14 protein-coding genes are annotated in these 12,106 nt (G+C 42.6%); 6 read left to right on the top strand and 8 right to left on the bottom strand.

All coding sequences use genetic code 11. The features are described 5' to 3' along the window. Positions 1–20: 20 nt before the first annotated feature. From H2O73_RS01005 to H2O73_RS01030, 6 genes are all read right to left on the bottom strand, one after another. Positions 21–266 (bottom strand): hypothetical protein, encoded by a 246-nt coding sequence (locus tag H2O73_RS01005; RefSeq protein ID WP_182105649.1) that lies wholly within the window; start codon positions 264–266, stop codon positions 21–23. Between the two features lie 41 nt (positions 267–307). Next, positions 308–523: a DUF3820 family protein gene (locus tag H2O73_RS01010; RefSeq protein WP_182105651.1), complete on the bottom strand. Its 216-nt coding sequence runs from the start codon at positions 521–523 to the stop codon at positions 308–310. A 168-nt stretch (positions 524–691) separates the two neighbouring features. After that, complete coding sequence (locus H2O73_RS01015; RefSeq protein WP_182105653.1) at positions 692–1,363, bottom strand: DUF3313 domain-containing protein; 672 nt, start codon at positions 1,361–1,363, stop codon at positions 692–694. A 118-nt stretch (positions 1,364–1,481) separates the two neighbouring features. Then, a complete protein-coding gene (locus H2O73_RS01020; RefSeq protein WP_182105655.1) occupies positions 1,482–1,826 on the bottom strand; it encodes a helix-turn-helix domain-containing protein in 345 nt (114 codons plus the stop codon). Positions 1,827–2,070: 244 nt separating this feature from the next. After that, positions 2,071–3,237: a D-alanyl-D-alanine carboxypeptidase family protein gene (locus tag H2O73_RS01025; protein ID WP_182105657.1), complete on the bottom strand. Its 1,167-nt coding sequence runs from the start codon at positions 3,235–3,237 to the stop codon at positions 2,071–2,073. A 179-nt stretch (positions 3,238–3,416) separates the two neighbouring features. After that, entirely contained in the window at positions 3,417–3,767 is a 351-nt protein-coding gene (locus H2O73_RS01030; RefSeq protein ID WP_182105659.1) for an NADH:ubiquinone oxidoreductase, read from the bottom strand. Positions 3,768–4,663: 896 nt separating this feature from the next. Here H2O73_RS01030 and H2O73_RS01035 point away from each other — a divergent pair. The 3 genes from H2O73_RS01035 to H2O73_RS01045 all read left to right on the top strand — a co-directional run bounded on the left by H2O73_RS01035 (position 4,664) and on the right by H2O73_RS01045 (position 6,013). Then, positions 4,664–4,873 (top strand): cold-shock protein, encoded by a 210-nt coding sequence (locus tag H2O73_RS01035; protein ID WP_182105661.1) that lies wholly within the window; start codon positions 4,664–4,666, stop codon positions 4,871–4,873. Between the two features lie 71 nt (positions 4,874–4,944). Then, positions 4,945–5,484 (top strand): YaeQ family protein, encoded by a 540-nt coding sequence (locus H2O73_RS01040; protein WP_182105663.1) that lies wholly within the window; start codon positions 4,945–4,947, stop codon positions 5,482–5,484. Continuing rightward, positions 5,447–6,013, top strand: a complete 567-nt coding sequence (locus H2O73_RS01045; protein ID WP_246335801.1) for a hypothetical protein — start codon at positions 5,447–5,449, stop codon at positions 6,011–6,013. The genes H2O73_RS01040 and H2O73_RS01045 overlap by 38 nt, the downstream gene beginning before the upstream one ends. A 68-nt stretch (positions 6,014–6,081) precedes the next feature. On the opposite strand, the gene H2O73_RS01050 is transcribed toward H2O73_RS01045, so the two are convergent. Together H2O73_RS01050 and hmpA are read right to left on the bottom strand one after the other, a co-directional pair. Beyond that, complete coding sequence (locus tag H2O73_RS01050; RefSeq protein ID WP_182106884.1) at positions 6,082–7,659, bottom strand: phosphodiester glycosidase family protein; 1,578 nt, start codon at positions 7,657–7,659, stop codon at positions 6,082–6,084. Positions 7,660–7,904: 245 nt separating this feature from the next. Continuing rightward, positions 7,905–9,083, bottom strand: coding sequence for an NO-inducible flavohemoprotein (gene hmpA / locus H2O73_RS01055; protein ID WP_368737145.1), 1,179 nt, complete (start codon positions 9,081–9,083; stop codon positions 7,905–7,907). 193 nt (positions 9,084–9,276) lie between these two features. On the opposite strand from hmpA, the gene norR reads away from it, so the two are divergent. The 3 genes from norR to H2O73_RS01070 all read left to right on the top strand — a co-directional run bounded on the left by norR (position 9,277) and on the right by H2O73_RS01070 (position 12,102). Next, entirely contained in the window at positions 9,277–10,857 is a 1,581-nt protein-coding gene (gene norR / locus H2O73_RS01060) for a nitric oxide reductase transcriptional regulator NorR (protein ID WP_182106886.1), read from the top strand. Positions 10,858–10,926: 69 nt separating this feature from the next. Further along, positions 10,927–11,286, top strand: coding sequence for a glutaredoxin family protein (locus H2O73_RS01065; protein WP_182105667.1), 360 nt, complete (start codon positions 10,927–10,929; stop codon positions 11,284–11,286). 183 nt (positions 11,287–11,469) lie between these two features. Further along, positions 11,470–12,102: an HAD family hydrolase gene (locus H2O73_RS01070; protein ID WP_182105669.1), complete on the top strand. Its 633-nt coding sequence runs from the start codon at positions 11,470–11,472 to the stop codon at positions 12,100–12,102. The last annotated feature ends 4 nt before the right edge of the window (positions 12,103–12,106 follow it).

The following is a 12,106-nucleotide window of genomic DNA, read 5'->3' on the forward strand; positions in this document are numbered from 1 at the left end:
CTGTGGCAAATTACATTTGCTTACTGCTTGGGTTGGTGACCTGTCTTCTTGGCAAACATTTGCATCGCCTCGGCAAACGTTGTTACCTCACCTTTAGCTTGAACCTGTATTACCTTATACCCCATACTTTCCAACGCTTGGCGTTCTGCCAAAACAGCTTTGTCACCTTGCTGGCTACCTTGGGCAGGCTGATGAATGTAACACCCTTCTAGTTGACCATCTTCGACCAGTTGGTGGTGTTTCAGTGCATTGATATCAAAATTCATAGTAAGTCTTTTATTTAAAAATGGGGCGTTTCTGTGGCAGATTACATATTTTTAAGTGGCTTTACCACGCTATCTAAACCTTCGATCTTTAGCGCTAAACAAAGCTGAAGTAATTGCCCTAGCTCACCCTCTGGAAAACCTTTCTTTTCGAACCACAGTAGATACTCATCAGGTAAATCAATAAGTACACGCCCTGCATATTTACCAAATGGCATCTGCATGCGAGCTAGCTTCAATAGGTTTTGCTTATCTAACATTACATAGGATCACATCGAACGATTAATAGTTAGAGAATAACATTGTTCTTCATCGACTCTAAAGCCCTATTATAAGACAAGGGCAGAGCTCGGCGACCGGGCACTTGCCACCACCGCATAGTAAACGACCAAGGATCACGTTAGCCCAGTCCTTTTTCCTTCAAACGGTTATGGCTGCTGCCAACCAGTCAAAGTGATGTTCAAGCGCTCAATCCAATAATCTATGGCATCTTTTGCATCATCTATTGAGTCAATCATGGTTGATAGATCTTTATTCCCCGCCTGACGATCAATTGCCGCAAACAATGGTTGCCCTGTTACAGCATCACTCACAAGCAACTCTATGCTCGCGCTACCCACGTTAGTGTGCTCTCCCGTCGTAACCTTAGAAATGGTTGAAATAGCTAATCCAACTGGCAGAACACTGCTGGTAACCGCAAGTACAGGGTTGGGGGTTTCAATATTGCTCAATGCAATACTCAAGCGCAGTGTTTTATCGGTTGGCTGATCGACTATGGCTTTGTAGGGAGAAATTGTCTGTTTCATTCGATCCATCGTATAGTGCGTCAGTTGCTCGATCTCCTGCTCACTAATACTGCTTGCATCTGCCACCACAAACACTTGGTCGATAACAACAGAATCATACTTTGACAACTTAGCCTTTAATCTCTGTGGATCTCTAAGCCCAATCTTGGCCCAGACAAGATCAACTCCTCCGTCTGGACCCTGAGTAAAATCGCTGTAAGACGTAAATTTTGTCGCTTTGGGGATGCTTCCAGAAGTGCAGCCAAATAGAACGCTCATGGTGCTCACTAACATTAAGGCTTTAATGCTCTTCATTCTCTGTATTCCTCATTCTTTAACTATATTCCTTAATCACATTAGAGAATGATATACCGTATAAAAGAGCAGGTCATTGCTTTGACCAAAAATATCGCCGAACTTATCAGTTTTAAGATCAGTGAGTCACTCGATGAAGGTACTCCACCACTACCTGATTGCCATCAATATAAGCGCGCTTGATCTCACCATCTACGGTCATACGGCTCTCCAGGTAGACCTCTTTCACCTCAGGTATAGAGCGAAGCGAAGGAATAACACGATTTGACTCTAAATTAAGCAAGTGACAAAAGCGAGATACAAAAGGCATAGAGAGCGGGCGTTCACCACGTAAAATACTTGAGAACTCAAGCTGACTGATTCCCAATTTTTTGGCAAATTCCATTTGTGTTAGACGCATCTTTGATTTTTGTGACATCCAAACTTGATATAACGCTTCACTGTCTTTAGCGGTAAATTCCATAAATGAGTTCCTGTTTCTACACTGCGCAGTTAAAAATAACTGTTATAAATATTTGTCGCGCATTGTGTCGAAAAAGCGCCAGGTATTGTCAGTGTATGGTAAAGCCACGTTAAGATTTACGGTAAAAAACATCAAGACGTGCCACAACACCTGTTATCGATGAAATAAGATGTATATTTTAGGTGAGAAAGCAAACAGGCGAGCATAAATGCTCGCCTGTTATAGTTTCATATTAAAGTGATAATTATAGCCAACTCGCAATCAACATTTTGAACCAATCTAAGATTCGCTTAAATATCCCACCTTCTTCTGCTGATTCCAGCGCCGTTAATTCTGACTTGGCGACCGGATCGCCCGCAACGGTATAGATAACTTCACCGATCACTTGCCCCGCTTTGATCGGAGCAACTAGATCGCCATCATATACCAGTTCAGCTTCCACTTTATCGACATCCGATTTAGGCAAGGTAATGTAAATATCTGCTGGTGTTCCAACTTTCAAGCTGTCAGATTGCCCCATCCACAGACGCGGCTCACTCAACGCTTTACCTTGTTCGCTTGCGCGGACCGTGTCAAAAAATCGAAATCCATAGCTAAGTAACTGCTTACTTTCCGATTCACGGCTTTTGGTACTGTTTGAGCCCATTACCACCGAAATCAAACGCATTTCACCACTGGTGGCTGATGTCGCTAAACTGTAACCCGCGCCACTGGTATAACCCGTCTTCATCCCATCAACGTTTAAGCTTCTGTCTCTTAGCAGACCATTTCGGTTGTATTGAGTAATACCGTTATAGGCAAACGATGTTTCACTATAGAGAGGGTAGATTGTGGGCAGATCACGAATAATCGCCTGGCTTAATACGGCGATATCATAGGGCGTAGAAAATAGACCGTCGCTGTCTAACCCATGAGGGTTGGTATATGCTGTATTGTTGAGCCCCAAGCGCTTTGCCCAGTTATTCATTAAACCAACAAAAGCCCCTTCGCTTCCGGCAACATGCTCAGCAATAGCAACACTCGCATCATTACCAGATTGAACAACCAAACCACGATACAAATCCATTAATGAGACTGATGTACCCACCTCTATAAACATCTTAGAGGAGTCGGGAAAATTCTTAGCCCAAGCATTTTGGCTAATGGTCACTTGGTCATCGAGAGCGATATTGCCCGCATTAACCTCTTGTCCTGCGACATAAGCGGTCATTAACTTGGTTAAGCTTGCTGGGTTCAACGGTTGATGCGCGTTTTTCTCTACCAATATTTGCCCAGTATTGTAATCCATTAGTATGTAACCTTTGGCGCCAATAATGGGAGGATCCGGTGTAATAGAGGGTGCAGAAAAAACAGCTGCAGAGCTGAAGGCACTTACTAACAAAGCCGATTGTATAAGACGTTTCGTTTCCATGACACTCTACCAATTAAAAGATTCAACTCAGTATATTGAAAGCGTAGGCGCTTTCAGCCGCTCTGTTACGCTTAGTTACTGTTACTCAAGAATTGAAGCAAAGAATTGTGAGCTAGAATATGCAACAGTGCTCGCTGCATAAAAAAGCCAGCATAAATGCTGGCTCTTAGGGGAAATATTTAAGCGGCTTGAGGGGTTTTCGTTATGGAATCTCGATAAGTAAACCACAAGTAAGTGACTACCAACGAAGAATACAAATAAGAAAGCGCAAACACCAAAGGTGATGTAATTAATTCAGCCGAGATGCCGAATGCTACGCCAGCGACAGTGATGACCAATTTAGACAGCAATCCGCAAATGAGCAAGATTAGCGCTAATTGAGGGTAGCGTGTCGTTCTAAATGCAAACCAATAACAACTTGCCACCGCAAGTGATGCTACGGCAAGCCCCAACATAAATGAATGGAGGTGATCAGCTGAAGCGGCTCCGCCAGCAGAGAGTGATGCCATTAAAATCAGAACTAGTTTCATAATTGCAGCCTTTAAAAGTAACTAAAAAAGCATCCTTTCATTTTTGAAAACTCATTTTGCGGCTATTTTCTCACCAAATCCGCAAATTTCAAGCACTAAATACTCACTCTTTTTGGCTATTTTTTACCCATCAAATACAGAAACATTTTATTAACAATAAAACTTTACTTACCCCTTATTATTCTGCAACTTACGTTATTAGAATCATAAAAAAGGATTATTCATTAACAACTTGTTATCATTATTTCAATTCAAAATTTGTTCAAAAATGTGACGATTAACAAGCGCTATCGTCAAGAGAAGGAAAAATGAAGCTTTGCTAATTTTGACTATATACTCTAAATCGAGTCCATTAGCGCTCTTTGCACTGCTCAAAATGAGTGGCTAACCTTCCACCTCTAGTGCACAAAATGTAATGTTCACATTGACGCAAATGGATGAAATCATCACCACTCTAAATATTTGCATACCCACAACTCATAGCAATATTAATTACAAATGAATTAGAACCGCTCTATATAAATTAATTTTCAACAATCAAACCAAACTCAATAAATGAATGTTATATGCATCACACTTTCTTTTAATTTTTGTCATGCAGTTCTCATTCCAATAAACAGTAATTTGAGTAATCAGTAAGTGAGTATCTATTAAAATACGGTAAAATTTACTCGAGTCGATATTTAGTTCAAATTATCAATTTATTTTCACTTGAATTTTATTGACTTAGATTGGTTAAACCTTAGACTGGTGTTAGCTAGAAAACGGTTCTTGTCTAGAACGCCGTTTCGTTGGAATTGACATGTTTCTATCGTGACGTCGTGCGCAATAGCAATCTCCTTTTCCACGCTATCCGTGCCGCTTAGGCGTAACAGAGAAATTCATAGGAAAGACAGATGTCAGATACAGTGACTGGTACAGTAAAATGGTTCAACGAAACTAAAGGCTTTGGTTTCATTAAGCAAGAAAACGGCCCTGACGTATTCGCACACTTTAGTGCAATTACAGGCGACGGTTTCCGCACTCTAGCTGAAGGCCAAGCAGTTGAATTCACAATTACTCAAGGTCAAAAAGGTCCACAAGCTGAGAACATCAAAGTTCTTTAATTTGTCGACAAAATCGATTTTAATAGCCAGCTAATTTAGCTGGCTATTTTCATTTCTGGTGACTCATAAATATGGCACTCAAACCAACAATATATAAATTCCGCATTGCGCTTTCTGATACCAATCGTGATTACTACGATTCACTTACTTGCACAATTGCTCTCCACCCTTCAGAAACAGTGTCTCGAATGATGGCTCGCGTGATGGCATTTTGTCTAAACGCTTCTCCAGAGTTGGTTTTTACTAAAGGTCTATCGACCATAGAAGAACCGGATCTTTGGCTAAAAGCATTAGACGGTACGCTAGAGCAGTGGATTGAAGTCGGCGAGCCAGCGGTGGATCGAGTAAAGAAAGCGACACGTCTAGCAAAAGAAGTCCACATCTATGCCTTTAACAGCAAATCTGATGTGTGGTGGAACCAATCCAAAAGTAAGTTGGCAGCTCTTAACGCATCAATCCATCGCTTTAACGATACTGAAATTGACGCTTTGGCACAGAGTGTCCAACGAGGAATGGAATTGTCAGTAATGATTACTGGTAATAGCCTATTCGTTGACAGTAGCGATAGTTCGCATGAAATCACATGGGAAACACTACAAAGCCATGATTGATTTAAAGCAAGCCATTTGTGACATCAAAGCAGACCAGCTTAATTGCGTTCACTTTGAGTCATTACAATGGCAGCAGTTTTATCAAGGGAACAATGGCTTATTCGAAAAGGTTCAACATGCAAAACCCACTAGGGCTGCTTCTCAGCACTTGTTGGGGTTACTGACAAAAGCGCATATTGAATCGTTAAGCCAAATCGAAGCTCATCGAAGCTCTGTCGCTGCAATGAACCAAGCCTTTGAGCAGCAGTTAGGAAAGGAGCATGCCGCTAACTTTCATTACCAAGATGGCGAGCAACTCGTTTTGGTGACTCACCTGTGGCTCTATCTGCAAGGCTATTTAAACATGGATTTTAGCCTCGCCAATGATCATGCGGAGCAAACCGCAGCCACCTTAGTGAGCCTCAAAGGAGGCGATACTCAAGTGATAAGAACTGACTTCATGGCCAGCTTTTATCAAGGCAAAAACGTCACCCAACAGGCATCAGAAACTCATGGTTTTATCCATTGGTTGAAAAATCTCTTTCGGTAAAATAAAAATAGCGCCTATTATTATGGCGCTATTTTTTTAGTTCAGACTGTCCCTAGTCAGCGAAACCACTAGTGCGTAAATACAATGGCATCAGAGACTTCTCGTTCGCTAGCATCAGACGAAGACCCCGTTCTTTTTCCATCAACGACCATCATTGATGAACCACCACCATCGAGGTTGATAGCACTCTTAGTCCCTAGAGATTTCATCATCACCGCCATATCCGTAATGCTTGCACCTTCTGTTACTGTCGGAGCTCGACCATACACAACAGCGGCATACAATACATTTTCAGCTGTTACACCCAAAGCAGTTCTTGGGTGACGACGTAATACCCAACCATTATAGAATCCTTCACGGTTTTCCATCGCGCCGCTCACGCCTAGACCATCATCATCTTGTGAACCGGCATGATTACCTGTTGAAGGGTAAGGATTAAAACCTTGGGTATTACGAGACGCTTTATCAATTTCAAAGTTGGTGACTAAACTCGGTCCCGCATTGAGCATTGAGAGCCCTTTGGTCAGTGCCACCTCTTTACCATCGACTAATACCTTGCTTTCAATTGTGACCGTATCACCAAGCTTAACACTTAGCGTTGCCTCACCACTGAGCTGAATATACTGATGTTCAGAAGTAATCTGGCTGCCTCTGCTAGGGTTAATCGCCACGACTTTACCCGCCGCGTCTAGGATAATTTCACTGCCTTCTCCTTTTGGAGTTTGGCTACCATAGGCACTGTTATAAACAATGATTTCACTGTCATCGGTACAAACAAAGTCATGAATGGCTTCTGTCGAAGGCGTATCACCAAAGCCACCGCAGTTTAAAATAATGCCCGGTTTACGGTTTAAGCCATCAATGCGAAGCTCTTGATTATTATGAGAGAGTAGAACTTGAGTTTCTACCGACGCACCAATCATCACTTTCGAATGATTGCCCGAATTATCAATAATTAAAACCGGTCGTTGATTAGCCGCCTCACGAAGTAACTCTCCATCTTGTACATAAAGACCCGCTGGCGCACCTAAATCCCCGACTTTATCGCTAAATGCAAAAAAACCACCATTCACTGCCGCTAACGCATTGTTTCTCTTCGCCATACTTGACACAGTTTCTGCAGTGGTGATCTTGTCATTAGCCAAAATGCTTTCAACCTTGCCTTGATACTGGTTTAAATCGATGCGCAGTAAGCTGATATCAAAAGGACCACGGGTTGGGTATCCATCTTGAGCTGAAAAACGGGTTGAAAAACTTAAATCACTTTGCTTGAGTTGCGTTGCAAAATCGCCAGCTTGCTCTGCACTAGAAAACCCTCGAATTCGTACAATTTCCCCTAACGGCCGGCCATTTGGCGCAGGCTCTGGCGCGACTTCTACCGTGTGTTGGATATCAAGTTTCTTTAACGTAGCAACGTATTGAGCAACTGTTTTTTCATTCAGCACGCCGCTAGAAAGCAAGTAGGTTTCATTATGCGATTCACCACGCACGACTTGATAAAAATCAACCCCTTCGGCTAATTTCTGATGCTCTACTGATTGTGTTAAAGCACTATCACCAACCCCTAAATCCGGAATATCCCATTGGGAAGCATGAGCCAAAAACGGCAAGCTAGAAATTAGCATCGCAAGCAAAGTTTTATTCATCACGTTTATCTCTTTTTATTTTACGTTTCAAATTAAGTGTATAAGCGAGCTATATTTACGTCCGAGATAAAACTCACACTCTTCTAGCCTGTCATTTTGGAATTGTGATATTCGATCAGAATAAAAAATAATGTATAACGATTCGTTGTATCAGCAACAGCGGTGACAAATTTGTAGACAAATAAAAACTGCCATTAAGACAGTTTTTATTTATTAGGGAAGAATTGCTTTATCGCTATAAATGGTTACAGATAAGCATGTGGTCCAAAAACTTCATAGTGAATGCTCTCTCTTGAAACATTCATTGCATCAAGCTGTCTGACTACCGATTCCATAAAAGCAACGGGACCACATAGGTAGAACTCACCGTCTACTATTGGTAAATCAACAATCTTGCCGAGATCCATCATTCCATGCTGATCCCGATACCATGTTTGATGTTGCCAATTGTTTAACTCAATTAACTTCTTGGTTTCATCTGCGAATGTATGCTCAGATTTAGACTCGCAAGCATAGAAATAACTGACATTGGCTTTATGAGTGTTTGCCAAAGTGTGCGCCATCGCTTGAATCGGTGTCGCCCCTACGCCAGCGGCAATAAGCACAACAGGCTTATCGGTTTCTTGATAGTAGAAATCCCCAGCAGGTGGGTAAACCATCAAGGAGTCACCCACTTTTAGTTCATTATGCAAAAAATGGGAAACCACGCCTTGGTAGTTCCCCTCATGACTTTGTTCACCCTCACGCTTAACCGAAATTCGATAGCTTGCGCCATTGGGCGCTTGGGAAAGTGAGTATTGGCGAATTTCTACATGCTCACTATTGGTTGGTTTAACTTCAATGCCTAAATACTGACCCGGCTTAAAACCAGCGATCGCCCTACCATCTGCTGGTTTAAGCTCAAAACTGGTTACAAAATCAGACTCAACTGTCTTGTTATCAATCGTGAATTCACGTGCACCGCGCCAGCCACCATCTAAGCTTGCATTGAGTTGATATAACGCGTCTTCACGGTCAATAAACACTTGTGCTAAAAATAAGTAAGCGGCTGTCCACGCTTGCTCTACCTCAGGCGTAAAAGTGTCTGGTGCGAGTTCACGTAGTGTTTCGATTAAATGATGCCCTACAATTTGATAGTGCTCTGCCTGAATATTAAAACTCGTATGTTTATGAGCAATACGTTCTACCGCTTGTGTCAATGCTGACAAGTTTTCAATGTTTTTCGCGTAAGCCGCGATGGCTTCAAATAGTGCAACACTCTGGCGCCCTGTTTGTTGATGCGTCATATTAAAAATGTCTTTCAACTCAGGATTGTGGTTAAACATTCTTTGATAGAAATGCTGGGTCAACGCAGGTCCTGCGTTTTCCAACAAAGGGATGGTACTTTTAACAACTGTGATATGTTTTTCGTTGAGCATGAGAATTTTTCTCCTAATTATTATATTGGCTCTATAAGATTTGAGCCGGAACAGATACAGCACGATTAATGCCAACTCAACATCCCTTGTGCTTACTATCGATGAGCAAAGAAAAAGACTGAATTCATGTCAAAATGACACCTTTATTTCAAGTCAAAATGACTCTAGAATGACGGTAAAACCCATCTTAGGTTCACTGATGCAAGATATTTCAATTTCGACCTTACTGGATATGACGGCAGGATTAGCCAGTGGTCACAACGATCAAGATCGTTTCAACAAGCTGCTTGATGCTATCCGTAAAGCCGTTCAGTGTGATTGCGTCGCCTTACTTGGCTTGCAAGGCGACACCTTACTCCCGCTCGCAGTTCAAGGTGTCACACGAGATACCCTAGGTCGGCGTTTCAAAGTCAGCGATCACCCTCGCTTTGAGAAAATTAGTCAGGCAAAAAGCGTTGTTCGCTTTGATGCCGATAGCTCACTGCCCGACCCATTCGATGGATTATTACTTGATTACGATGGTGAATTACCTATGCATGCTTGTATGGGGTTACCTCTCATATACGCAGACCAATTGCTTGGCATTCTTACCTTTGATAGTTTGACGCCCAACATCTTTGATTCCATTCCAGAACGCAGCTTAGAGGCTCTTTCAGCCATTGTCGCCTCACACCTTAAGGTGGCGTTAACCGTTTCACAACTTGAGCAACAAGCCAAACAGACTCTGCAAAAACTTGAAGAACTAAATCAAGAAGTGTGGGAGCGTGATGGCGGTGACATTATCGGTAACAGTGCGGCCATGCAGCATTTAAAAGCGGATATTTCAGTGGTTGCCCCTTCCGACTTCACCATTTTGATCCATGGCGAAACCGGTGTGGGCAAAGAACTGGTCGCACGCAGCTTGCATCATCAATCTCATCGAAGTAGCCAGCCCTTAATCTATGTAAACTGCGCCGCTATTGCGGAATCGCTGATTGAGAGTGAACTCTTTGGTCATGTTAAAGGCGCCTTTACTGGTGCAGACAAATCCCGCCTTGGCAAATTTGCCCTTGCCGATGGGGGCACGCTGTTTCTAGATGAAATTGGCGAGTTAAGCCTAACCGCACAAAGCAAACTATTACGCGCGCTGCAGAACAACGAAATACAACCCGTTGGGCAAGATAACGTGCAAAGCATTGATGTGCGCGTACTCGCTGCCACTAACCGTGATTTACTCAAAGAAGTAGAGCAAGGGCGATTCCGACCTGATTTATACCATCGCTTAAGTGTGTACCCTCTTACCGTGCCTCCGCTTCGCGAGCGTGAAGAAGATGCGATTTTACTGGCGGGTTACTTCCTTGAACAAGCGAGAAAGAAACTTGGTATCGTGCAGTTAAAATTTGCCAAAGACGCATTAATCCAGCTTCCTCGCTATGATTGGCCGGGCAACGTACGCGAGCTAGAACACGTCATCAACCGTGCTGCATTAAAAGCTCGCGCTCGCGGAGCTATGAATCGAACTATCTCTGTCAATTCTATCGACTTGGCAATTGATGCCAGCCCCCAAAATGCCAGTTCAGTTGCCTCGACGCGTACAGTTAAGCAAACGTCGATTGAAGTTAAGGATTTGCGTAAAGCCACAGACGAATATCAAACCGCCCTGATTATTCAAGCCTTGCAGCAAGCCAATTTTAACTGGGCTAGCGCGGCGAGGCAGCTAAACATTGACCGAGCCAATTTAGTTCGCTTAGCCAAGCGATTGGGTATTCAAGTGACTAAACAGCATAATATTAATTACTAATTATGTTTATGTGATGTGTCCAGGTTGTTATAATGCATACGTTTTTTATTACAAATGAATAGGAATGTCATGAAAGTCATACGTTGGATCCTTGGTCGCATTATTCTGTTATTGGACTTTGTATTCTCGCCGAGAGGGGTAAAACGCACGGCGGAAGATCAACACGTTGTCGATCAACAGTCAGCTCAATTAGCCTTGTATCAGTTCGATGCTTGTCCATTTTGCGTAAAAGTAAGACGTTCAATGAAACGTCAATCAATCAAAGTCGAACTGAAAGATGCAAAAAACAACCCTCAACACAGAGCAGAGCTAGAATCTGGTGGCGGTAGAGTTAAGGTGCCGTGCCTACGTATCGAGAAAGAAGATGGCGTTGAATGGATGTATGAATCTTCTGATATCGTCGCTTATTTAGAAAAAGAATTTGCCTAAACACCCTCATACCAACTATCTTAAAATCATATAGATAGCTGTTATATGCGCCCCCCAACTTGGTTATCTTGTGTACTTGTTGGGGGAGTTTTCAAGCGCAATCAGCCGTGCCATCCTCAACGCACAATACGCCGCTATCACCGTTTTTCATTATGGCGGATATTGAAATAGGAGCGTGATTTTATGGATAAATTCACTGTTATTCCCTTTGAACCAAATCGAATAAAAGCCATCGTCTTTGATCTTGATAATACCTTAGTCAGTTCCGATATGAATTTCTTCTGGTTACGAGATGAACTTGGCTGTCCAGATGGCATTGATTTGCTCACATTCACTGATGAAATTGCCTGCCCCAATCAACGTGCTGATGCAACGAAAAAGATCCTTGATCATGAAATGGAAGACGCGAGAAGCTCCCACCCTATGCCTGGATGCTCATCCATTTTGCAATATATCGAACAACAAGCGATGCATACCGCGATTATCACCCGCAACTGTTTTGAGGCAGCATCCACCAAAGTAAAACACAACAATCTTAATATTCATCGCATTATCAGCCGTGAGCACTTTGCACCAAAGCCCTCACCCGATGCGTTGAATTCATTGGCTGATGAGTGGCAGTTGTACCCAAACGAGCTGCTTTATGTCGGTGACTATCTGTATGATTTGCAATCCGCCATTAACGCGAACATGCCTTCATGTTTGGTCAATCATGGCATTGAAAAACCGTTTGAACATCAAGCGTCAGTGGTTGTTCCACATTTAAATGATCTAACGCGGTTGCTTACCCGCCACAATAAGAGTAACAATAAATAACAAA

The sequence above is a fragment of the Vibrio marinisediminis genome (genome assembly GCF_014050145.1).
Taxonomy (GTDB): Bacteria; Pseudomonadota; Gammaproteobacteria; order Enterobacterales; family Vibrionaceae; genus Vibrio; species Vibrio marinisediminis.

What these genes read in the sequence shown, in the direction of transcription:
- H2O73_RS01035 (WP_182105661.1), top strand. Translation starts at nt 4,664, where the DNA reads ATGTCAGATACAGTGACTGGTACAGTAAAATGGTTCAACGAAACTAAA.
- H2O73_RS01050 (WP_182106884.1), bottom strand. Translation starts at nt 7,659, where the DNA reads ATGAATAAAACTTTGCTTGCGATGCTAATTTCTAGCTTGCCGTTTTTG.
- H2O73_RS01015 (WP_182105653.1), bottom strand. Translation starts at nt 1,363, where the DNA reads ATGAAGAGCATTAAAGCCTTAATGTTAGTGAGCACCATGAGCGTTCTA.
- H2O73_RS01040 (WP_182105663.1), top strand. Translation starts at nt 4,945, where the DNA reads ATGGCACTCAAACCAACAATATATAAATTCCGCATTGCGCTTTCTGAT.
- norR (WP_182106886.1), top strand. Translation starts at nt 9,277, where the DNA reads ATGCAAGATATTTCAATTTCGACCTTACTGGATATGACGGCAGGATTA.
- H2O73_RS01065 (WP_182105667.1), top strand. Translation starts at nt 10,927, where the DNA reads ATGAAAGTCATACGTTGGATCCTTGGTCGCATTATTCTGTTATTGGAC.
- H2O73_RS01070 (WP_182105669.1), top strand. Translation starts at nt 11,470, where the DNA reads ATGGATAAATTCACTGTTATTCCCTTTGAACCAAATCGAATAAAAGCC.
- H2O73_RS01030 (WP_182105659.1), bottom strand. Translation starts at nt 3,767, where the DNA reads ATGAAACTAGTTCTGATTTTAATGGCATCACTCTCTGCTGGCGGAGCC.
- H2O73_RS01020 (WP_182105655.1), bottom strand. Translation starts at nt 1,826, where the DNA reads ATGGAATTTACCGCTAAAGACAGTGAAGCGTTATATCAAGTTTGGATG.
- H2O73_RS01010 (WP_182105651.1), bottom strand. Translation starts at nt 523, where the DNA reads ATGTTAGATAAGCAAAACCTATTGAAGCTAGCTCGCATGCAGATGCCA.
- H2O73_RS01045 (WP_246335801.1), top strand. Translation starts at nt 5,447, where the DNA reads ATGAAATCACATGGGAAACACTACAAAGCCATGATTGATTTAAAGCAA.
- H2O73_RS01005 (WP_182105649.1), bottom strand. Translation starts at nt 266, where the DNA reads ATGAATTTTGATATCAATGCACTGAAACACCACCAACTGGTCGAAGAT.
- H2O73_RS01025 (WP_182105657.1), bottom strand. Translation starts at nt 3,237, where the DNA reads ATGGAAACGAAACGTCTTATACAATCGGCTTTGTTAGTAAGTGCCTTC.